General features: G+C 65.1%; 20 protein-coding genes and 1 pseudogene. 12 read left to right on the forward strand and 9 right to left on the reverse strand.

Annotated elements, in window-relative coordinates; genetic code table 11:
* Positions 1-4 precede the first annotated feature (4 nt).
* From F6X40_RS30270 to F6X40_RS30280, 3 genes are all read right to left on the reverse strand, one after another.
* Positions 5-1237, reverse strand: coding sequence for a hypothetical protein (locus tag F6X40_RS30270; protein WP_184036638.1), 1233 nt, complete (start codon positions 1235-1237; stop codon positions 5-7).
* Between the two features lie 297 nt (positions 1238-1534).
* Positions 1535-2776: a phospholipase A gene (locus F6X40_RS30275; protein WP_187630360.1), complete on the reverse strand. Its 1242-nt coding sequence runs from the start codon at positions 2774-2776 to the stop codon at positions 1535-1537.
* A 790-nt stretch (positions 2777-3566) separates the two neighbouring features.
* Positions 3567-5570 (reverse strand): bifunctional DedA family/phosphatase PAP2 family protein, encoded by a 2004-nt coding sequence (locus F6X40_RS30280; RefSeq protein ID WP_187630361.1) that lies wholly within the window; start codon positions 5568-5570, stop codon positions 3567-3569.
* A gap of 151 nt (positions 5571-5721) precedes the next feature.
* Between F6X40_RS30280 and F6X40_RS30285 the strand changes: the two genes are divergently transcribed.
* Positions 5722-6105, forward strand: a complete 384-nt coding sequence (locus F6X40_RS30285) for a hypothetical protein (protein ID WP_187630362.1) — start codon at positions 5722-5724, stop codon at positions 6103-6105.
* Positions 6106-6152: 47 nt separating this feature from the next.
* A complete protein-coding gene (locus tag F6X40_RS30290; protein WP_187630363.1) occupies positions 6153-6629 on the forward strand; it encodes an OsmC family protein in 477 nt (158 codons plus the stop codon).
* A 51-nt stretch (positions 6630-6680) separates the two neighbouring features.
* Here F6X40_RS30290 and F6X40_RS30295 read toward each other — a convergent pair whose 3' ends face one another.
* Positions 6681-6914, reverse strand: coding sequence for a hypothetical protein (locus F6X40_RS30295; protein WP_013091435.1), 234 nt, complete (start codon positions 6912-6914; stop codon positions 6681-6683).
* Between the two features lie 87 nt (positions 6915-7001).
* Positions 7002-7472: an Lrp/AsnC family transcriptional regulator gene (locus F6X40_RS30300; protein ID WP_184071377.1), complete on the reverse strand. Its 471-nt coding sequence runs from the start codon at positions 7470-7472 to the stop codon at positions 7002-7004.
* Positions 7473-7626: 154 nt separating this feature from the next.
* Between F6X40_RS30300 and F6X40_RS30305 the strand changes: the two genes are divergently transcribed.
* Positions 7627-8307: a LysE family translocator gene (locus F6X40_RS30305; RefSeq protein WP_187630364.1), complete on the forward strand. Its 681-nt coding sequence runs from the start codon at positions 7627-7629 to the stop codon at positions 8305-8307.
* Positions 8308-8452: 145 nt separating this feature from the next.
* Positions 8453-8641, forward strand: a pseudogene (locus F6X40_RS30310) (hypothetical protein).
* 35 nt (positions 8642-8676) lie between these two features.
* Here the strand turns inward: F6X40_RS30310 and F6X40_RS30315 are convergent.
* Positions 8677-9189, reverse strand: coding sequence for a DUF1993 family protein (locus tag F6X40_RS30315; protein ID WP_184071373.1), 513 nt, complete (start codon positions 9187-9189; stop codon positions 8677-8679).
* A 310-nt stretch (positions 9190-9499) separates the two neighbouring features.
* Between F6X40_RS30315 and F6X40_RS30320 the strand changes: the two genes are divergently transcribed.
* The 5 genes from F6X40_RS30320 to F6X40_RS30340 all read left to right on the forward strand — a co-directional run bounded on the left by F6X40_RS30320 (position 9500) and on the right by F6X40_RS30340 (position 14785).
* On the forward strand, positions 9500-11059 hold the full coding sequence (locus F6X40_RS30320) for a protease pro-enzyme activation domain-containing protein (protein ID WP_187630365.1): 1560 nt from the start codon (positions 9500-9502) through the stop codon (positions 11057-11059).
* Positions 11060-11139: 80 nt separating this feature from the next.
* Positions 11140-12804 (forward strand): S10 family peptidase, encoded by a 1665-nt coding sequence (locus tag F6X40_RS30325; protein WP_184071369.1) that lies wholly within the window; start codon positions 11140-11142, stop codon positions 12802-12804.
* Positions 12805-12987: 183 nt separating this feature from the next.
* Complete coding sequence (locus F6X40_RS30330) at positions 12988-13662, forward strand: hypothetical protein (RefSeq protein WP_187630366.1); 675 nt, start codon at positions 12988-12990, stop codon at positions 13660-13662.
* 78 nt (positions 13663-13740) lie between these two features.
* Positions 13741-14091 carry a hypothetical protein gene (locus tag F6X40_RS30335; RefSeq protein ID WP_184071367.1) on the forward strand — a complete coding sequence of 117 codons (351 nt, stop codon included), beginning with the start codon at positions 13741-13743 and terminating at the stop codon, positions 14089-14091.
* 427 nt (positions 14092-14518) lie between these two features.
* Positions 14519-14785 (forward strand): RNA recognition motif domain-containing protein, encoded by a 267-nt coding sequence (locus tag F6X40_RS30340; protein ID WP_184036671.1) that lies wholly within the window; start codon positions 14519-14521, stop codon positions 14783-14785.
* A gap of 111 nt (positions 14786-14896) precedes the next feature.
* On the opposite strand, the gene nadE is transcribed toward F6X40_RS30340, so the two are convergent.
* A complete protein-coding gene (nadE, locus tag F6X40_RS30345) occupies positions 14897-15757 on the reverse strand; it encodes an ammonia-dependent NAD(+) synthetase (protein WP_187630367.1) in 861 nt (286 codons plus the stop codon).
* A 450-nt stretch (positions 15758-16207) separates the two neighbouring features.
* Between nadE and F6X40_RS30350 the strand changes: the two genes are divergently transcribed.
* The gene (locus F6X40_RS30350; protein ID WP_187630368.1) at positions 16208-17155 is read left to right on the forward strand and encodes a L,D-transpeptidase; all 948 of its coding nucleotides are present in this window, start codon (positions 16208-16210) and stop codon (positions 17153-17155) included.
* A gap of 36 nt (positions 17156-17191) precedes the next feature.
* Here the strand turns inward: F6X40_RS30350 and F6X40_RS30355 are convergent, their stop codons facing one another.
* Both F6X40_RS30355 and F6X40_RS30360 read right to left on the reverse strand, forming a co-directional pair.
* Positions 17192-18061 (reverse strand): DMT family transporter, encoded by an 870-nt coding sequence (locus tag F6X40_RS30355; RefSeq protein ID WP_187630369.1) that lies wholly within the window; start codon positions 18059-18061, stop codon positions 17192-17194.
* 86 nt (positions 18062-18147) lie between these two features.
* Positions 18148-19704, reverse strand: a complete 1557-nt coding sequence (locus tag F6X40_RS30360; RefSeq protein WP_187630370.1) for an ABC1 kinase family protein — start codon at positions 19702-19704, stop codon at positions 18148-18150.
* 295 nt (positions 19705-19999) lie between these two features.
* On the opposite strand from F6X40_RS30360, the gene F6X40_RS30365 reads away from it, so the two are divergent.
* Both F6X40_RS30365 and phnS read left to right on the forward strand, forming a co-directional pair.
* Positions 20000-20755 (forward strand): DeoR/GlpR family DNA-binding transcription regulator, encoded by a 756-nt coding sequence (locus F6X40_RS30365; RefSeq protein ID WP_184068108.1) that lies wholly within the window; start codon positions 20000-20002, stop codon positions 20753-20755.
* 461 nt (positions 20756-21216) lie between these two features.
* On the forward strand, positions 21217-22308 hold the full coding sequence (phnS, locus tag F6X40_RS30370) for a 2-aminoethylphosphonate ABC transporter substrate-binding protein (RefSeq protein WP_187630371.1): 1092 nt from the start codon (positions 21217-21219) through the stop codon (positions 22306-22308).
* Positions 22309-22323 lie beyond the last annotated feature (15 nt).

Below are 22323 nucleotides of genomic sequence, written 5' to 3' on the forward strand. Positions count from 1 at the left end.
TTCATTAGGAACCCATCATTTCATGCGTATTGAATTGCTGTGATTCGACGCCTTCGGCGAGCGAATCGCCGTTCTTGCCGTGAAACGGTCCGACCGAAAAGCCATACTTCTTCAGGAGACCATGAGTATAAGAGACCGACCACACGGGCGGGCTGCCAATGATGAAATCGGAGGCGATACCTTCCTGCCATGCCGAATAGCCTTCGGCGAAGCAGGTATAGCAGTCGCGGGTGGATGGCAGCCTGAACGGGAACGCGGTGTCGAGTCCGGCGGGCCCGCGCGCGAAGCATTCAATATAGAGCGTATGACCGCGAGAAGCGAGTTCCGCTTCGACGCTTGCCGCGCGCGGATGCGAGTCGTCGATCCAGAATTGCGCGCGTTTGAGATCGGCCGCGCTCAGGTAAGGCACGCTCGTGCTGCTCGCGAGAATCGCGCCGTCGAAGTCCGGCAGCGGCGTGTCCGGACTGAAGGTATGCACCGATACTTTCGATTTTCCGAGCAGGTCCGACGCGAGCAGCTCGTTCGCCTGATCGATCAGCAGGTTGATCTTGTCGGGCAGATCGATCAGCACCAGCTCCTTCGGCGCATCCTTGTAGAGCAGATACTTCGCGACCGTCGTGCCGAGCCGGCCGGCCGCGCCGAACAGCGCGAGCTTCGTGTTGCCGAGCTCGAGGTCGAGCTGTTCGCAGCAATGGATCGCCCAGTCCTTCAGCATCGCCGCGGTCGCCGCGTGACCCGTCGTGATGTGAGGCGGCTTGACCGGCCGGGGCAGCGCGCCGTAGTTGCACGCGTAGGGCGTCGACGCGCCCATCGCGACCATGTTCAAGCCCGCCTTTCGGGCGAGCTCGAGCGCCGGAAAGAATTGCGTCTCGCGAAAGCGCTTGATGCCGCGCGGGCTGCCGAGCCACATTTCGAGCGGCACCGGGCAGGCGATATTCGCGCCGATCACCTGCGCGCCCGAATAGATCGGCGACGCGATGAAAGGCCTGGTTTTCCACAACTCCTCTTCGAACGATTCGCTTCGTTCGCGAACGTTGTGAAAAGAAAATGAAAGGGTTTCCCAATCGGTCGCGTGGAACAGAAAGCCGACTCCCCCCTGACGGGCCGGCAGGCTATCCCGGATCTGTTCCGGGTGAATTTCGTGCTTGAGCGCAAGCGGTGCACTATTCCTATGCAAAAGAAGTCCGGTTGGCTCGTTTGAAACAGGCGACACGTCTTTAAGGAGAGCGGTTTTCATTGGTTTTTCCGTGGTTTTGATTAGACGCTGGAAAAGTCAGCGCGCGGCGTGGCCAGCCGGTTGGACCGGTGACCCTTCAACTCTAGAGAAATCCACACCGATATGCCCGTCTGTTCGTGCACACAGCATTCACGAGCGGTCCATGACGGGTTGCCCGCCGGGTGGGGGTCGGCTTTGGGCAAACTTCTGAAAGGATTACGGCAGAACTTTCGATGTATTACGGCGCGTCGTGGGCCGTCATCGAATGGAAAAGGGCCGCTCGGCGGCCCTTTGCTTGCATGCAAGGCGAATTCCGGATTAGCGTGTGATGCTATAGCCGATTCGCGCAATCCAGCGATGCTGGTTGTAGTCGAGAATGTCCTCGCCATAACCGCTGAAGAAGCCGAGCCACAGATAACCGCCCCAGCGGCTATTGATCAGCTTCGCCAATGGATAGGTGAACTGCGTATCGACGCTGCCTTTGCCACCTTGCGTTCCTTTGCGCAGCGTCGTGTCCAATTGCGCTCCGTCGGGGCTGCCGTAGATGAACCGCAGGTCCACATAGCCGCGGTAGTCGGCGATGTCATGGTTCTCGCCGGCGATGTGCGTATAGTAATAAATCTTCGGCTGGATGGTCAGATGGTAGCTGTGGATGTCGCCGAAATCCCAGATCGGCTTGAGGAACACATAGTCGACGCCGCGCGATTCCGGACCGTCGCGTCCATTCGATTCGTGTTCGTAGCCGGCCATCACGCCCATTCTGCTCCACCACGTGCTCTTCCAGCCGGTGTCTTCGAGGTAATAAAAGAGTGCCGGCATATAGCTGGTGTCGCGGAACGGCGCCGAGTACTTCTTGAGATCCCACAGCGAGGTTTGCGTATAGGCAAAGTACAGGTTGTCCGCGAAACCACGCGAGCGCGGGTCGTCCGGAACGACGAGGCGGAACTTGAAGCTGAGCTGGAATTTCGCGAGGGACTCGCTACCGCCGCCATCGGCGAAATACATCGGTTCGAAGGCGGAGAAGCGGCTCAGGAAAGTGTTGATTTGCGGCACGGGCGCATCCGGTCGTGATGGCGCGGGCGACGACGCGATCAGGCTCGTCGACGACGGTGCGCCGCTCGCGGTGGCCGCCGCCGTTGCTCCATTGGCGCTCCCGGCCGACGCGAGCGCCGCGTCCTTGCCGGAGCGCGGCGGACGCGTCAGCAGCACGTACGATGGCGACACGTCGAGATCCGGCACGTCGATCTGCATCGCGCCGCGCGTCCATTCGGGCCACGTGCCGGTATAGCGCACTGCCTTCAGTTCGCCGGCGGCGAGCTTCAGATGCTCGGGTGCGCCGCTTTCGCGCGTGAGCGCGAGCCGATGCGGTACCACGTCGGTATTGCTGATCGCGATATTCAATTGCGCCGGCACGTCGACTTCGGTGCCACCGGGTTGATCGCCGGCATAGACGATTGTCACTTCGAGTGGACTGCTCGATAGCGCTTCGCGCGGCGGACGCAATACGGAAACGCCGGCGACGCTATACGCGGAGTAACTGCCGAGCACCAGCGCAGTCATGCAAAGCGATAAGCGGGGGAGAAGCCTGGAAAGCGAGCTGGAAACCGAGCCGGAAAGCGGACTCGAAGATAATCGGGAGACACGCGAGCGGTGGCTGCGAACGGCGGACTGGCGGTTTTTCTTCACGCGAGACATCGATCGATTCCGCACACGAAGCTCCTGGTGGTCTACGAGAGTTCAGGTCGCAAAGAGACGATAGCGTTAATGCGTGCAATTGGGTAGAAAATCGCGGCCGCCGTGTTTCATTGCGGAAATGGCGACGCATGCCGGTTCCCGCTATCTGGCATTCTGCTCATTCTGCCAGTGCGATTACGGATTGCGTGAGTGGAAAAATGAATTAGGAGCGCTATCGGTGCAAATAGCGGAGGGAAGTGGGGATAATGCCGGTGTGTCGTTGCATTTGCGCAACGAAGGCTTAAATGTCAAATCGATTGTCATTCGCGACCGGGTGTATCCCCGCGTTCGCCTCAGTCATTTCCGTTATGGCAATTGCGCGTCAATTGGCGATTCGCTTTCGTGACAATTCGTTGCGCGGCCAATGCGGCGACTGAATGCTTTCTTCAATAGGCGAATTCCCGGTATTGCTCCGGCGCGCTTGCACTGTCGAGTTCGCTCACGCGCGGCATATGGCGCAGCAGGCGTTTCGCCCGTGGCGCCAATTGCTGATAGACGGCGCCGGGTACGTCGATGTGGACTTCCGAAGCGGCCCACGGTTGTCTCCTTTATCGAATCGTCGAGTTGGGGATGCCTGAGATGCCTGAAGTTGCCTGGATGTGCCTGGATGTGCAGCTCATTGCCTCGGCGAGACCAGCAGCGACACCGGCACGCCGTGACAATCGACCTCCGCGAGAACCGTCGCGCCGAGCTCGGCGCCCGACCTGGCGGGCGCGTCGAACGGGCTCGCGTCGTGATCGATGCGCAGAATGTTCAGCGGCCAGGACGGCCGCGTCAGCCGCTCGTGCGCGAACGCGCCGACCCAAAGCGGCGCCGCGGAGGTGCCGTTGTCGACCGCGTAGCCGCTCGGCCAGAAGCGAAGCACGTAGCGTTCCTCGCGCGAATTGCCCGGTCGCATGAAGACCAGCGACGACGGCACGCCATTGTTCAGCTTCGGCAGCACCGGCAGCGACACCGCCGCGACGTCGGGCGAAGCGAGCGACAGCAGGCTGTGCGCGGACACGTCGGTGCCCTCGACCCAGCCCTGCGCGCGCAACTGCTCGCGTATCGAAGCGGGCTCGGAGACCCATTGCAGCGTCAGCGGCTCCTTGCGATCGCCGCCCATGTCGGAGCGAAAGCACGGCAGCCGCTTCCACCCGGAGAGCTTCCACTGCGTCTGCGTGAACTGCACGGGGGGTGGTTGCGGCGCGCCGTCCGGCGGCGTCGGCATTGCGACGCCGAGCTGCAGGCCGACACTGAGCGCGACGACCGCGAGCACCACGAGCGGCATGAAACGGCGCGGCGGCGGCGGCCGCGGATGCCGCCAGATCGCCGTCAGCGCAATCAGCGCGACCCACACAGACGCGAGCGCCGCGCCGCCGATCGCGTCGGACACCCAGTAGCGGCCGAAGTAGACGCCCGCGAGCGCGACCACGATCACGACGATGATGCTGGCGGCGGCAACCAGCACGCCTCCGAGCTTGCCGATCCGGCGCGCGAGCAGAAACGCGAGAAAGCCGTAGATGATCACCGTCGCGGCGACGTGATTGCTCGGAAACACGAAGTGGCCACTCATGAGTTCGTTGGGTGGGGCGCGGCGCATCGCGAGTTGCAGGCCGAGAATCAGCAGCTGCGAAAACACGACCGCCGCGAGCCAGTAGACGATCGAGCGCCAGCGCCGCTCCCACACCATCCACAGGGCAACCGTGACAACCAGCGCGAACAGTGTGATGCCGCTGCCGAGCGTCGCGAGCGCCGCGAGCACCGTGTCGCCCCACGGCGTGCGTATCGATTGCAGAAAGTGATAAACGGACAGGTCGATGGTCGTCAGCGGATCGCCGCTGACGACGTCGTCGAGGACCCCGAAGAAAAGCGCGCCGGCCACCAGCACGATCAGCGACGTCGCGAGCAGGTGGGTCGCATCGGGCGTGTCGGGGTCGAGCATGCGGCGCGCGATGCGGCCGAGCGGACCCGGATGGCGGCATGCCCAGCTGCCGAGATGACGGCCTGCCGTGCTCGACCACGCATTCGCGTGCGACACCAGAAACCCCGCGCCGCGAAAGCTGAGCCACACGATGCACGCCAGCATCGCGATGATCACGACGAGCCGGAACGACACCGCCCCCGCGAGCAGCACCGACGCGCCGAACACGACGCCGGGCAGGATGTGCGCGGGCGCCCACAGCAGCGCGGAGAGCACGTTGATCGAGAGGAAGCGCAGCGGCCGCATGCCCATCATGCCCGCGACGACCGGCACGATCGCCCGCAGCGGGCCGATGAAGCGGGCGAGCACGACGCTCTTCGCGCCATGCTTCAGAAAGAAGCGCTGGCCCGCGTCGAGTACGCCGGGGTGTGCGCGGAACGGCCACAGCGTGACGATGCGCTCCCTGTAGCGATCGCCGAGCCAGAAGCTGGCGCCGTCGCCGGCGACCGCGCCGACGATCGCCCACACGAAGACCCAGGCAAGGCTCAGCGAGCCGGTGCCCGTCAGCGCGCCGGCGAGGAACATCGCGGTGCTGCCGGGGACGAAGGTGCCGATGACCGCGATCGCTTCGAAAAAAGCGGCGAGGAAAACGACCGCGAGCATCCACGTCGAGTGGCCGGCGAGCAGATGCAAAAGGTGGATGTAGGCGTGCTCCATCGTGCGCGATCGGCCGTTCGGGCGTAACGATCGATCATAACGCGCACGGACACGCCGTGGGCGCGGGCGGGAGCGGCGCCGCTGCATCGGTCGCGCGATCGGCTCAGAATAGATATCGTGCTCGGCGGATCGATGCGGTTGGAGGGTAGCTATGAAGACAGCAACAGGTGGGATCGTGTGGTCGGCGTTGCTTGCGGCGCTGTTGACGGCGGGGGCCGCTGCAACGGTAGAGGCCCAGCAACCGGGCAATCCTGGCGGCAGCCAGAACGGCACTCGTGCGGGCACGAACGCGGGCACCAGCGGGGGCAGCGGCAATGCGGCTGTCGGCGGCGCGACGGGCATCGGTACCGGCGTCAGTCCGAGTGCCATGCCGGGGCCCGGCATGTCGGCGGGCGGCTCGTATGGGCTCGGCTCGGGTGGCGCGACCGGCTCAGGCGCCGCGCTCAACAACATGCGCGCGAACGGCACGGCGCTCTATATGAATCCCGACCCACGCGCGCCGAACGTGACCGGCCGCGCGGCGCCGCCGCGCTAGTGTGGCGTGGATAGAATGCAGGTCCGATCCGACCAAAGGGGAAGCGAATGGCGCACGGCGAGCACAAGTACCACGTATCGGTGAAATGGACCGGCAACCGCGGCAGCGGCACCTCCGGCTACCGCGACTACGACCGCGATCACGTGATTTCTTCCGGCGGCAAGCCCGACATTGCGGGCTCGTCGGATCCGGCGTTTCTCGGCGACGCGACGCGCTGGAATCCCGAGGACCTGGTGGTCGCGTCGGCGAGCGCGTGTCACAAGCTGTGGTATCTGCATCTGTGCTCGGAGGCGGGCATCGTCGTGCTCGACTATCGCGACGACGCCGAAGGCACGATGCTCGATACCGCGCAGGAAGGCCGCTTTTCGCAGATCGTGCTGCACCCGCGCGTGACGATCCGCGTGAGCGGCGATGTCGAGCTGGCCACGCATCTGCATCACGTCGCGCATCAGAAGTGCTACGTCGCGAACTCCGTCAATTTTCCGATTCTCTGCGAGCCGGTGGTGGAGACGGACGCGCGTTAAGGCGTATGCGGCGGCTGGCGAGCGGGGCGCCGGCCAGACGCTCGCTAGCGCTCAACGATTGCCGTCGAGCAGATCGCCGAGCAGTTCGTCGAACGCGGCTTGTGCGTCTTCGAGTTCCTGCAGCGCGGCGTCGAAAGTCTGCAACGCAAATTGCGAGGGTTTGCCGCTGCCTGCCGGCGGGAATTGCGATTGCAGCGACGCGAACGCGGTCTGCACCCGCTTGGTGGCGGTCAACACGCGTTCCATTGCGGCGGTTTCTTCGGCTCGCGCCTTGTCGTGATCCATGAGAACTCCGGGGTCGTCGGGTTGCGTCGGAACGGCTCGTGCCGCTTCAAAAGGGGACTAACGGGGGGGACTATGCCACGTTCGGGCTCACGACAGCGGCAGACCGCCAAACGCTTTCACTTCGCGCAACGATAACGCCGATTCCACCGACGTCACGCCCGGCAGGCCGCGCAGTTCGTCGCGCATGAACGTGCCGTAGTCGTCGAGGTCGCGCGCGACGATCTGCAGGATGTAGTCCGCGCTGCCCGACACGTTGTGGCACGACAGGATCCGCGGGATCGCCTGCACCTCGCGCTCGAAGCGCGTGGCCACCACGCGGTCGTGCACCGCGAAGCGCACGAGTACGAACGCGATCACGCCCAGACCGAGCCCGGCGCGCGACAGCACCGCGCGGTAGCAGTCGATGTAACCATCGTTCTCCAGACGTTTCAGACGCCGCGCGCAAGGCGTCTCGCTGAGGCCGACCATCTCGGCGAGACGCGCATTCGACATGCGGCCGTCGTTTTGCAGCGCGGCGAGAATCGCGCGATCGGTTTTGTCGAGATCGTCCGTGGACATGGTTGGGAGGGGGGCTGCAGGGTGGTGGAAGGCGTCGCCAGATGTTGAAATATTAGCGCATTCCGCTATTTTTTGAATGCAGAGGACTGAAAGTCGCCAGCAAACGCTCCGCATCCGATAGCAACATGGAGCCTCGAACAACAAGGAGGCTCCGATGAATTCCGCTCACCTGCTGGCCGTCTACGTGGCGGCATTGATTGTCGTTTATGCGATGCCTGGGCCGGACATGGCGCTGATCCTGCAAACCAGCATCGCGCGCGGCGTGCGCAGCGGCTTCGCGGCCGCGGTGGGGCTCGGCGTATCGCGCGCGACGCACGTGACGCTGTCGGCGTGCGGCATGGCGGCGCTGCTGCGCAACGCGCCGTGGCTGTACGACGCGGTGCGCTATGCCGGCGCCGTCTATCTCGCGTGGGTGGGGATTCAAATCTTCCGCTCGCCCGGGTTCGCATTGCCGGCCGGGTCGCGCGACAGGCAAGCGGCCGGCGCGCCGCGAGTGGAATCCACTGCTTCGAGCGATGCGGGCAATGCGGTGCGGCCCTTGCGGACCGCGTTCGTCAAAGGTCTGCTGACGAACCTGCTCAACCCGAAGGCGCTACTGTTCTGCTCGGTGCTGTTGCCGCAATTCGTGCGGCCGGAAGCGGGGCCGGTAGCGTGGCAGATGATCGAGCTTGGTGTCGTGCTGCTCGTGATCGGCGCATGCTTCGACGCGTTGTATGCGATCGGCGCTGCGCGCATCGCCAACTGGATGCGCGTCCATCCTTTGGCGCAGACCGTACAACGGTGGACCTTCTCGGCTGCGTTGATCGGCTTCGCGCTGCGGCTTTCGCTGGATTGAAACTCGGAGCTGGCTTTTGCATTCGTCGCGCGTGCGCATACAGCCGATGCAAAGGCCGCGGTGCCAGGTGATTGTGTTAATAAAGCCGATAGCGCAGCCGGCCGCGCGCACGCGCGGCGACACAACCACCTTCTCACGCTCATCGATGCAAACCTTCCTGCTGTATGTCGTGACCGCTGTCGCCGAGATTCCCGGCCGTTACCTGCCGTGGCGCTGGCTTGCGTGGCTGTGGGTCGTGGACGAGGTGCGGCCCACGCTGTGAGACGCGGCAGGCGTCGCGCTGACGCTGGCCGGCATGGCGGTGATCGCATTCCAGCCGCGCCTGCACACGTGAGGGCGGCCGCGCGATCGACGACCCGCCTGCTCCGTTTACTGCGGCATCCCGCCCAGATAGTCGAGCTTACCGAGCTCGACACCGTTATGACGCAGGATGTCATACGCGGTCGTCACGTGGAAATAGAAGTTCGGCAGCACGAAACCGAACAGATATGACGCTCCGGTGAACTCGATCGGACCCGTCCGCATTTTCAGCGTGATGGTGCGGCTTTCCGAACCGTCGATCTGCGCCGCGTTGAATTCCTTCAGGTAATCGATCGTTTTCTGGATACGGGCCTGCAGTTCATCGAAAGTCTGCTCGACGTCGTCGAACTTCGGCGGCTCGACGCCGGCGAGGCGCGCCGCGCAACCCTTCGCGGTATCGCTCGCGATATACACCTGGCGCATGAACGGCAGCATGTCCGGCGCGAGCCGGGCATTCGTGAACACCGACGGTTCGATCTGCTTTGCGGCCGCGTGCGCTCCGGCCTTGCCCAGGATGGCCTGCAGGTTCGTGAGGCCGCGAATCAGCACAGGCAGTGATGCTTGATACATCGAAATTGACATGGGTTCCTCTGATTTCTCGATCGTGCGCGCAGGCGGCGCGCGCGGCAATGAAACGGCGGGAATGCCGCTCCAGCATCATAGCGTGTCGCATCCACGCCGCGCATTAGACCCTGGCCATGCGGACGACTGTCGCGCTGGCCGGAACTGTGTTCGAATGCTTTGGTCGGACGCGTGGACGAAGTTCTTGAACAACCCTGCCGCGTATCGCCACGATGCGCTTCATGCAGGCGCGTGGTGTGCCTGGCCGCCGCCGGGCCGCGCGGTCGTCCATGACCGCGTGCGAAGCCACGCTAACAGGAGAGTCGATACCATGGTCACCAAGCATCCATTGCCGGGCAGCGAGCGAAAGGTCGCGCAGGGCACGACGGTCATCGGGCAATGCGATCCCGCCGAGCGGATCGAGGTCTTCGTGATGCTGCGCCGCCAGCAGCAGGCGCAGTTCGACGCCTTGATGAAACGCATCGAAGCCGGCGACGCGAGCGTGAAGCCGCTGTCGCGCGAGGCGCTCGCCCAGGACTACGGCGCCGCGCCCGATGACATCGCGAAGGTCCGCGCGTTCGCGGCCGCGCATGGGCTCACCGTCGCGCGCGAGGATCCGGCGGCGCGCTCGGTGCTGCTGAGCGGCACGATCGCGCAATTCCAGAGCGCGTTCGAGGTCAAGCTCGAGCTCTACCGGCGTCACGCGTCCGGCCAGTTCCGTGGCCGCACCGGCACGATCAGCGTGCCGGACGATCTGCATGGCGTCGTGGAGGCGGTGCTCGGACTCGACAACCGGCCGCAGGCGCGTCCGCACTTTCGCATCCGGCCGACGTTCGTGCCGGCGCGCGCCGGGCAGACGTCGTACTCGCCGCCGCAGCTCGCCTCGCTCTACCAGTTTCCGCAAGGCGACGGCGGCGGTCAGTGCGTCGGCATCATCGAGCTCGGCGGCGGCTACAACACGTCGGACCTCAAGACCTATTTCTCGAGCCTCGGTGTAAGCGAGCCGACCGTGACCCCGGTCGGCGTCGATCAGGCTGGCAACAAGCCGAGCGGCGATCCGAACGGGCCGGACGGCGAGGTCACGCTCGACATCGAGATCGTCGGCGCAATCGTGCCGGGCGCGGCCATCGCCGTGTACTTCACGCAGAACAGCGACGCCGGCTTCATCGACGCGGTGAGCCGCGCGGTGCACGACACAACTAACAAGCCGTCGGTGATCTCGATCAGTTGGGGGGCGCCGGAATCAGTGTGGACCAGCCAGTCGATGCAGGCGCTCAACAGCGTACTGCAATCGGCGGCGGCGCTCGGCGTGACCATCTGCGCGGCCTCGGGCGACAGCGGGTCGAGCGACGGCTCGGGCGGCGGCGACGCGGTCGACTTCCCGGCGTCGAGCCCGTACGTGCTCGCCTGCGGCGGCACGCACCTGAGCTCGTCCGGTTCGGCGATCACGCGCGAGGTCGTGTGGAACGACGGCGAGCAGGGCGGGGCCAGCGGCGGCGGCGTGAGCAGCGCGTTTCCGGTGCCGGCGTGGCAGCAGGGTTTGTCGGCCACGGCGACGGGCGGCGGCAGCCAGCCGCTCGGCGGGCGCGGCGTGCCGGATGTCGCGGGCGATGCCTCGCCGTTGACTGGCTACGACGTGCTGGTCGACGGAATGCAAACGGTGGTGGGGGGCACCAGCGCGGTCGCGCCGCTGTGGGCGGCGCTGATCGCGCGCATCAACGCGGCGAAGGGACAGCCGGCCGGCTTCGTCAACCCTAAGCTGTACAAGGCGCCGGGCGTCTGCAACGACATCACGCAGGGCAACAACGGCAGCTTCGCGGCGTCGAAGGGGTGGGATGCCTGCACGGGACTGGGCAGCCCCAATGGCGGGAAGGTGGCGGGCGCACTATAGTCTGCAACACAGCGCATAACACAACAACGAGACGTAAGAACGAGGACGCATGGCAAGTAAAACGAACCCTTGGAGCGATCATGACGAATACAGAATCAGCTTCCGGTAGCCAGCATTCGCCGCACAACACGCATGCCACCGCCTCGGCAGGCGCGTCCACCGCCACGAGCGCGCCGCACAAGGCCGGCGACCAGCCGCTCTTCGACCCGGTCGCCTATGGCAACGGCCCGGACGATTCGGTTACCGATACAGTCGAGACGGCCGCGATCACGCATCATTCGGTGACGATCGGCGGCCACAAGATCGACTACACGGCGACCGCGGGCCATCTGGTGATCGTCGATCCGAGCAGCTCGCAATCGTCGGCGAGGATGTTCTACGTCGCGTTCACGCAGGACAATCAGAAGGAAGAAACGCGGCCGGTCACGTTTTTCTATAACGGCGGGCCGGGGTCGTCGTCGGTATTCGTGCTGCTCGGCTCGTTCGCGCCGCGCCGCATCAAGACGTCGATGCCGGGGTTCACGCCGCCTGCGCCTTATTCACTCGAAGACAATCCGGACAGTCTGCTCGACAAGAGCGACCTGGTGTTCATCAATCCGGTCGGCACCGGCTATTCGGCGGCGATCGCGCCGAAGAAGAATCGCGACTTCTGGGGCGTCGATCAGGACGCGGATTCGATCAAGCAGTTCATCAAGCGTTTCCTGACGAAGAACAACCGCTGGAATTCGCCGAAGTATCTATTCGGCGAGTCCTACGGCACGGCGCGTAGCTGCGTGCTCGCGTACCGGCTGCACGAGGATGGGGTCGATCTGAACGGCATTACGCTGCAATCGTCGATTCTCGATTACACGCAATCGGGCAATCCGGTCGGCGCGCTGCCCACAGCGGCCGCTGACGCGTGGTATCACAAGAAGCTCGGCGTCGCGCCGCGGCCGACCGATCTCGGCGCGTTCGCCGAGGAGGTCGCGCAGTTCGCGCGCACCGACTACCTGGCCGCGCTGCGCAAGTTCCCGACCACAGATTCCGCGACCACCGAAAAGCTCAGCGAATACACCGGCATCGACAAAACGACGCTGCTCGCGTGGAGCCTCGACATCGCGGGCTACGACAGCCGCGGCAATTCGCTGTTCCTGACCACGTTGCTGAAGTCGCAAGGCCTCGCGCTCGGCGCCTACGACGGCCGCGTAACGGCGATCGACACCGGCATCGCGGGCAAGATCGACCCGAACTCCGGCGGCAACGATCCGACGATGACCGCGGTCACCGGCGTCTACACGACGATGTGGAACGTCTATCTGAACGAGCAGTTGAAGTACACGTCGAACTCGTCGTTCACCGACCTCAACGATCAGGCGTTCAAGTACTGGGATTTCAGCCATATCGATCCAACCGGCGCGCAGAAGGGTCTCGACTCGACAGGCAACATCATTCTGTACACGGCCGGCGACCTTGCCGCCGTGATGGCGCTCAATCCCGACCTCAAGGTGCTGTCGGCGAATGGCTTTTTCGATTTCGTCACGCCGTTCTATCAGACCGTGCTCGATCTGCAGCAGATGCCGCTGGTCAGTCAGCAGGTGCGGCAGAACCTGTCGGCACGGTTCTATCCATCGGGGCATATGGTGTATCTCGATGGCGGTTCGCGCACCGCGCTGAAAGCCGACCTCGCAAAGATGTACGAAGAGACGGTGTCGAACGCGCAGGCGCTCGGGCGGATCCGCGCGTTGCAGGCGCGGGTGGCGAAGTAGAGGCGGCGGGGCGCCCCACTCATCGCGACGTCGCGCTGGGTTGGTCTGCGCTGGCTCGCGGCGGCTGCCGCGAGCCAGCAAACGCCGCGCCCTCATGTCCGGCTTTTGTACTCATCCATAGTGAATGTGTTTTAATTGCCTTGCGAATTGAACTACCGCGTGCCGCCGCCGGCGCGCCGACGAATGAACGCAGGCATCGCAGACACCCATCGGCGCGGTCTTTCCCGCGATACGACCAGCAGCAATGACGTGGCCAACGCGCCGCGGCTCGGACGCACGCGCGTTCTTCGTCCGCGCGTGCGCATCACGCACCGTGCGCTGCTCGTCACCGTTGGCGCACTGCTCGCGCTGCGCATCGGAGATGCCGCCGCGCAACCGAGCGCCGTGCTCGACGAACGCGTGACCCAGCAGTCGATCGGCCAGACGATTTGCCGCCCCGGTTATGCGGAAACCGTCGCGCCGCCGTTCGACGAACTGATGGCGCACAAGGATCGCATGCTTGCCGCACGCGGCATCGATGCGGATGACGTCGCCGCGTTCGCGCTCGACCGGCGTGTGCCGATCATGCTCGGCGGATCGCCCGATGCGCCGGCCAATCTCGATCTGTTGCCGTGGTCCGGCCCGCAGGGCGAGCGCCGCAAGGCACGCGCGGCGGCGCTGCTCAAGCGTTGCGTCTGCGAAGGCAAGCTGAGTCTCGCGCAGGCGCAAGCGGTGATCGTCGGCAACTGGTCGGCGGTGTATGCGGGCTTTGGCCAGGCGTCCTGCGACGTGAGCCGGCTCGAGTTCGCGACTCGCGACGACGATGGCGTCGACAGCGAAGACAGCCGACGCGGCGACGCGCATGCCCGCCAGCGTTGAGCGCGCCGCGCGTCCGCACGCTTGCGCATGCCTCGCGGAACCACGGTTCGCTACCCTCACTTTTTTCGGAGAAACACAATGACCCATTCCCGTCTCGCCGCCGTCGCGCTGACGATCGGCTGCCTGAGCGGCAGCACCGCCGCGGTTGCCGTCGCGCCCGCGCATTGCGCGCGCGCCAATGAGCTCGAGATTCGCGGCGACGTGCCCGCGGCGCTCAGCTTCGACGTGTATCGGCAACTGCGCCCGCTGGATGCGCAGCGAATCGCGCTGTTCGAGGCCGCTGGCGAAGTGAAGCGTCTGCCCGACGGCCTGCCGGTATGCCAGATCGCCGATGACGGCGTCGAGGATCCTTCCGCGGTGCTGGTCCGTCTGCCGCAGGGTAAGAATGCGTGGTGGGTGAGCGCGGCGAACGTGCAAGCGGCGGACTGATCGGCGCGATCAGTCCGCCTTTGCCCACGTCCCCCGCACGCTGCCTTCGACGATAGGTCTGCGTACCGGGCCGGGGCTGGCCAAGCATGCAAGGTGCCGAGGCAGCCGATGTTTCCCCAAAATTGGCGCGACCGATTCAGGTACAGTGCATCGACGGGGACGTTTCGCCATTGCCTACGACACTGCGTCACAGTGTGTTCGCTGTCGAAGCGGGCTATCCTGACAACACGATGCAATTCGCACAGGAGATTTGAACGATGGCCTTCTACTTGTCATGGCTCGCTATGGGGTTGGCCGGCGCGACCGGCGTGGTCGCACTTCGCGCACTCGGCGCGACTCAGACGAAGCAGCGTGCCGTGCTGCGAGCGGTGCGTATCGCAAGCGCTGACCGACGGACGGACCGCCTGGCGCGGCGAGGGTAGGCCGCATGAACCTGACCGTGCGCAATATCGCCGAATCGTGCAGCGAGCAGGACGTGCGGGAATTTCTGAAGCGCGAACTCGGCCGTTACGCGAAACACGTCGAGGTGGTGGACGCCGGCAAGCCCGGCGCCTACGCGACGGTCGAACTCGACGCGAGCGTGCCGTATGTCGGCGACGTGATCGCGCGGCAGATTCACGGCAAGCAACTGGGTGGCCAACCGCTCGAAGCGAGCGCCGATCTGTTCAGCGACGAACCGCCGCCCGAGCAGTAGGCGCCGCGGGTGGTGCAGTAAGCTCTATTGTTTTCGAAGGCGGTGGACAGGCGCGACGACGCGCGCATGTCCACCGCCTTTATTCGTTTGAGAGCGCCGTTCGCGGGCGCGTCATTGCCCATCCGGCGACGCCGGCCAATCGAACGGCGTATACGGCAGCGCCCGCTTGTGACGCGTCGCGTTGTAAAACTGCAGGACCACGTCACGCACGGTATCGCTGACCGGCTTGCCTTCGAGAAAATCGTCGATCGCGTCGTATGGGATGCCATACGCGTCTTCGTCGGGACGAAGCGGCCGCAGCATCTCGAGGTCGGCGGTCGGCACCTTGTGTGCCAACGCGTCGGGCGCGCCGAGCGTATTCGCGACCGCACGCACGCGGCGCTTGCTGAGCCCGGCGAGCGGCAGCACGTCGGCGCCGCCGTCGCCGAACTTCGTGAAAAAGCCCATCACCGATTCGGCCGCGTGATCCGTTCCGATCACGACGCCCGAGCGCGCGCCAGCCACCGCGTATTGCGCGATCATCCGCTGGCGCGCCTTGATATTGCCGTGCACGAAATCCCGCTGGGATTCGTCCTTGAACGACACGCCGCTTTTATCGAGCGACTCGAGCATCGCATCGGCTGCGGGTTTGATATCGATAGTCAGATTTTCGTCGGCGCGAATGAAGCGTAATGCCTCGAGCGCATCCGCTTCATCGCGTTGTTTGCCGTAAGGCAGACGGACGGCGACGAAACGCGCGTCGTAATGGTTCGCCCGCAAACGCTCGACCGCGAGTTGCGCGAGACGCCCGGCCGTAGTCGAATCGACGCCGCCGCTAATGCCGAGCACATAAGTTCTCAGGTGGCTGTTGCGCAGATAGTTCGCCAGAAAATCGACCCGGCGCTCGATTTCGCGGCTTGCGTCGAATTCGGCGGCGACGTGCATTTCGGTCGCGATGCGGGCCTGGCGCGCGGCTGGATCGGATTGAGCCATGATCGTTGTTGTCCTCGCGAGAGAAAAAGCGATTGAAGTGGCTTGAAACAGATTGCAAGCAGGTTGAAAAACGGCGTGAGTATCGGCACGTGCCGCCGTCTTCGGTCTACCTTTCGTCGAACGAAATCGTATATCGCCTGTTGGGGTTTGATTTTCCGATGACCGATTTAATTGCGTATTAATTGCGTTTTCGCCGGCATGTCGATTGTCGAAAAATAGCCGATCATTTTTGAAGAGTTCGCAGGTTAGAAGGTATTTTCATCGACACGCCTCGCTTCGCTGAGTAACATCGGTCGTGCCGAACGCCGCAGGGACCCGGCGTGCGATCAATAATAATCATGTTTGCTCCAAGACGCGATGAGATACCCAGATCGGCCTGGCCAGCCTGGATTGAACCGCCTGAGGATTTGCGCGTGGGTTTGCGCAGCCGTCGTCTCGAGTGCCGGTGCGATGGCGGCGCCGGTTCATGCGGCGGCGCCCGGTAGCGCTCAGTCACCTGCATCCGCGACATCAGCGGCGCATACGGTGAGTCTGGCCAATCCGGCCAACGCACGGAATGGCGCGAGCCGAACGTTGCCCACGATCGACGCCGCCACCATCGCCGCGCCCGACGCGGCTGGCGTCGTCGATCCGCGCCGCGCGTTCCTGCTGCGCGACGTATTCGCGCGGGACGTGACGCGCCGGCTCAGACTGCCCGTCGCGGAGCAGCGTGCATACGCCAACCGTCTGGAGACGGCGCTCAATGAGAACGAGCTTGGCAATCTGTCGGGCGAGTACGTGGTGCTCGTCGATCGCAATGCGAACGTGCAGGCGCTCCTGATTTACTTCCGCCCGGCGCCCGCCGACAACTGGCAGATGATCGGCGCATCGCCGGTATCCACGGGACGGCCCGGCGAGTACGACCACTTCATCACGCCGCTCGGCGTGTTCGAACATACGCCCGACAACATGGATTTCCGCTCCGAGGGCACGCAGAACGAAAACCATATTCGCGGCTACGGACGGCGCGATATGCGCATCTTCGACCTCGGCTGGGCGCAGGGTGAACGCGGTTGGGGCAAGGGCGGCATGTCGCAGATGCGCTTCCAGATGCACGCGACCGACCCCGAGCGGCTCGAACCGCTGCTCGGCATTCGTCATTCGAAGGGCTGCGTGCGGATTCCCGCATCGCTGAACACGTTTCTCGATCACTACGGGATTCTCGACGCAGCATATGCGCAGCTCGTCGATTCCGGCCAATCGCTGTGGGTGCTGAAAAGCGACCGGCAGATCATGCCGTGGGCGGGGCGTTTTATCGTCGTGGTCGATTCGCAGCGCAAGAGTCGGCCGGCGTGGTCGCCAGCACCGGGCGCGGTTGCGCGAGCGAAAATGCCCGCGCGCGCGGATACGGCCGACTGACGGGCGCTTGGTGGCAATACTGGCGCGCGGCGCCCCTCACGACCTCGCCAACAACACGCCGGCCAGCGCGACCGCAAATCCGGCGATCTGCACTGGCAGCAGCGTTTCGCCGAACCCCAGATACCCTTCGAGCGCGGCAAGCGGCGGCGCAAGAAACAGCAGAGCAGTCGCGCGCGCCGCATCGCCGCGCCGGACCATCCAGACGAGCAACGTGACGCTGATGCCGGACAGCATCACGATGCCCCACGCGAGCGATGCCCACAGCGTCGGCGACGCGATCCAGCGATGCTCACCGAGCGCCAGCGCCAGCACCCCCGCGACGATCGCCGCGCCGACGTTCTGCACGGCGCTCGCGCCGCGAATATCGGCCTTTGCGAGCGAGGTCTTCTGAAACAGCGTGCCCGCCGTGATCGCCCCCACCGCGACGATCGATATCAGCACGACCAGCCACGCGGGTGCGTTGCCGTGCGTGGGCGGCGTCGCGGCAGCGAGCTTCGGCGCGAGCACCAGCACGACGCCGGCGAGGCCGAGCGCCATGCCGCTCCAGCCGCGCCGCGACAAGCGCTCGCCGAACAGCGGCGCGGCGACGGCGGCCGTCGCGAGCGGCTGCAGCGCGCCGAGCAGCGCCATCACGCCGGCGCTCAGACCTTGCGCGACGGCCCAGTAGCCGGCGCCGAGATAGACGCCTTGCAGCAGCGCGCCCGCGGCCAGGTGCTTGCCGAAGTCGCGTCCGGTCGGCCAGGCTGCGCGCGCGACCAGCGTGGCCGGCGCGAAGACCAGCGCGGTGCCGCCGAAGCGGGCAAGCAGAAACAGATTGGGATCGGCATAAGGCGTGATCGCGCGGGCGACCACGAAACCGGTCGACCACAGCACGACGAAGACGGCGGCAAGAAAGGAAGCGAGCATCGAGGCGGGAGGCGTGAAAAAGCCGCCATGTTGGCGGCACGGGCGGCGCGCGTCTTGTTCAAAGCTGCAAGGCGCGCGCGGGACCGTCACCACGCGAGCAGCGTCATCCCCGCTCCGAGCACGCCGCCACAGACGACGCATGCCCACAGCAGCCAGCGCGTGCGCCGGTATTCGCGCGCGAGATCCGCGAGCAGTTGCGCGTTCTGCTGCGGGGTGCCGCTGCGATCGTGCTGCTGCAGATAGCGCACCGCCAGTTGCGGCACGCGCGGCAGCATATGCGCGAGATGCGGCAGCTCGTGTGACAGTCGCTTGAGCCAGCCCCGATGATCGAGATCGCGTCGCGCGATATCGGCGAGCACGCCGCGCGCGATGTTCCATGTATCGATGCCCGGATGCAGCGCCCGCGCGAGCATCTCCGCCTGCTGGAACGAGCGCTGCGCGGTCGCGAGCGCGCCCGGCACGTGGCCGTCGAACGGTTGCACGTCGTGCAGCAGATGGTGAAACAGCGAACCCGCCGAGCGATCCTCGGGCGCCGCCGCGAAGTGCGCTTCGGCGCGCGTGCGCAACTCGGCTTCGAGCAGCTCGGCGCGCGTGTCGTCCGGCACGTGGCCGGCCTCGCGATGCATGTCGGCGAGCCGCCCGTAGTCCTGGTCGAACAACGCGGTCGCGCCGTGCACGAAAAATTCGCGCTCGTCGCTCGACAGCGTCGCCATGATCGAGAACTCCGCGAGCACGAGGCGCCCGAGCGTGTCCGGCTCGATGCTGACGCGCACGCGGCGCGCATCGAGCGTCGCGTGGAAGAAGCCATGCTCGAATGCCTGCTCGGTGACGACCTCGACGATATGCGCGGCGAGCGGCGCCAGCTTGATGCCGTGCGCGTGCAGGCCGGGCAGGTCGCTCGCGGGCAGCGTGTTGATGCGCTGCATCGTCAGCGTGTGGTCGGTGCACAGCTCCCAGATCACGTCCGGCACGACGATGCGCTTGTCGCCGTCGAAATGGTGGCCGGTCTGGCTCAGATTCGCGGCTTCGGCGCGCAGGTCGAAGCGGCGCAGGATGTCGTCGGTGAAGGTTTGCGCGAGCGCGCGCAACTGCAGCCGGCGCGCGACGCGCGACAGCTTTTCGAGCCAGCGCGCGACCCAGCGCAACAGGCCGAGTTCATCGCCGATCTGCTGCAACTGCTGCGCGCGCACGAGCTTGACGGCGACTTCGTGATGACCTTTGAGCGGCATCGCGAGCCGCGCGAAATGGGTCTGCTCGGCGAAGCCGCTGCGCACCGGCACGAGGTCGACTGCGCTGAACAGCTCGCCGAACGGCCGGCCGAACGCGCGAGTCAAAGCCAGCGCGGAGTCGTCCGGCGACAGCGGCACTTCCATGTGATCGATGGCGTCCAGCGCGTCATGCAGCGTGCCGCTCGCGAGCTCGGGGCGCCCGGCGAGCGTCTGCGCGAAGCGGCTCGCGAGCGGACCGAGCGCCGGCAGCAGACCATGCAACTGCGCGCCGCTGCGCTCCGACGCATGCACGCGGCCGATCAGTTCGATCATCCAGTGCAGCTTGTGGTCGGGCGGGGCGGCGAGCCAGATCAGGCGCGCGCCGTAACGCAGCGCATGGAACAGCAGCAGTAGACGGCGAAACAGTGGCGGCATCGGCGGTTCGGTTGACGGGCGAGGCGTTGTGCGCGGGACTCGGCCGGGCGGCGGCGTTGCGTTCGTCGCATGGCCGGCGAGTCCAGCCGTCAAGGTTAGCAGGTCGGCGCGATGGCTGGCGTGTTCGCGCGCAAGGGCGGCTCGATGCAAGCCGAGCGCGCCATGAACGCGCCCCCACGCCACCCTGAGCGCCACCTGCACGCCAGCACCAACAACGCGCAATACGCGTAATACAATACGGCGGCCTTCCTCAACCACGGCGAAACCCAAGCGTGCCGGCTTCCGGCCTTCTCAGATGCTCGCAGAACAACGTCATCAATACATCCTCGCGCAAGTCGCAAAGAACGGCGCGCTGTCGGTCGCCGAACTGGTGCGCGAACTGAACGTATCGCGCGAAACGATCCGTCGCGACCTCAACGCGCTGGCCGGCCGCGGCCTGCTCGTGACGACACACGGCGGCGCGTTGTCGAGCGATCGGCGCGAGCCCGATCTCGATACGCGCGAAGCCGAGAACGCCGGCGCGAAGCGCGCGATCGGCGAGCGCGCGGCCGAGTTCGTGCCGGACGGCGCGTCGCTGATCATCGATTCGGGCAGTACCACGCAGTCGGTCGCGCGGGCGCTGCTCGACCGGCATCGGCTGACGGTCTACACCAACGACTGGCGCATCGCGCTGCTGCTCGGCCGACGCAACGACAATCGCGTGACGCTGCTCGGCGGCGAACTGTCCGATATCGAAGACGCTACGTTCGGCCTCGACACGGTTCAGCAGCTCACGCAGTACCACGCCGATTTCGCGTTCATTGGCGCGGGCGGAATTTCGCCGGACGGCTATCTCACCGACTACAGCCGCATGGCGGCCGAAGTACGCAGCCGCATGATCGCCGCGGCCGACATGGTGGTCGTCGTCGCCGATCATTCGAAATTCGGACGCGTGACGCCGGTGCGCATCAACGGGATCGAGTCGGCGCGGTATCTGGTCACCGAACTGGCGCCCGAGCGCGCGCTTGGCACGGCGATCACCGCGCATGGTCCGGAGATTCTGATCGCCTGAGACGAGCGACATTCCGCGCCCGCCAAAATCTAAATAAGAAAAGCCACCCGCCCCCTCCGCATTTTCCCGACGCACCGTGCATACATCGTCATTTTCGCCATGTACGATCCACACGGGATCGGCGCGCGGGGCTCCGCCTTTGGGTGGCGCGACGAATTCCATCGGTTGGCCCGAGTTGGCAATTTGTGTCTTTTTTTGGAATTCAGCACAATCGTCATGGCCTTGTCATCGAAACCTGTGATTCTTGCCGTGCCCGCTCAGGCGCGGCAGGCAGCGCGGGTGTGGTAGGGGGCTGTCAGTCAGGCTGGGCGAGAAGCGGCACAGTTGTCGGCAATCTGCAATCCACGACAGACCGGCGCGGCAACCGCAGCGGGCAACACGCAAGCGGCGCGTGCCGCCGTTCAATCACTACAGGTATGGGTTATCCCGACCGTCTGGTTTTTAGCTTCGGAGAGAGCGACATGAAAAAGACGAATTCCCTTCACGCCGCGGCCGGCCTCGCGCGCAAACTGCTGCCGGCGCTGGTCGCCGCGGCCGCGTTCGGCGGTGCCGCGATGCAGGCTCATGCGGCCGACGCCGTCGTGCTGTACACGGCCGACGGCCTCGAAAATCTGTACAAGGATGTGCTGCCGGCCTTCGAAAAGAAGGAGGGCGTGAAGGTCAATATCGTCACGGCGGGTAGCGGCGAAGTCGTGAACCGCGCGACCATCGAGAAGGATCAGCCGAAGGCCGACGTGCTCGTCACCCTGCCGCCGTTCATTCAGCAGGCCGACCAGAGCGGCCTGCTGCAGGCGTACCAGAGCGCCAACTACAAGAACGTGCCGGCCATCGCGAAGGCGCCGAACGGCGCGTGGGCGACCTTCGTGAACAACTACTTCTCGTTCGCGATCAACCCCGAAGTCACGAAAACCGAGCCGAAGACGTTCGCGGACCTGCTGCACCCGGACTTCACCGGCAAGGTCGCGTATTCGAATCCGGCGACCGCCGGCGACGGCATGGCGGTGATCATCCTGACCTCGTCGCTGATGGGCGAAGACCAGGCGTTCGACTATCTGAAGAAGCTCGAGCAGAGCGCCAAGTTCCACACCAAGGGCACGGGCTATCTCGACGTGCTGCTGTCGCGCAACGAGATCGCGGTCGCCAACGGCGATCTGCAGATGGATCTCGACGACGCGGCCAACGGCGGCCTGTCGCTGAAACCGGTGTTCCTCGCCGCCAAGCCAGGCGGTCAGCCGACCACGTTCCAGCTGCCGTACGCGATCGCGCTGATCAAGAACGGTCCGAACCAGGCCGCGGGCAAGAAGCTGATCGACTATCTGATGTCGACGCAAGTGCAGTCGAAGGTGCCGGACATCTTCGGCATTCCGGGTCGCAGCGACGTGCCGCTCGCCGGCAAGAACGGCGAAGCGGTCAAGCAGGCGATCAGCGGCGTCAAGCTGATTCCGGTCGACTGGAACCACGTGATGGCGAAGAAGGCCGACTGGACCGCGCGCTGGAAGAGCGACGTGATCGGTTCGTCGGGCAAAGAGACCGAAGTGGTCAAGCCGAAGTAAGTCGATTCAGGCGGC

This window comes from Paraburkholderia sp. UCT31 (assembly GCF_014397655.1).
Taxonomy (GTDB): Bacteria; Pseudomonadota; Gammaproteobacteria; order Burkholderiales; family Burkholderiaceae; genus Paraburkholderia; species Paraburkholderia tuberum.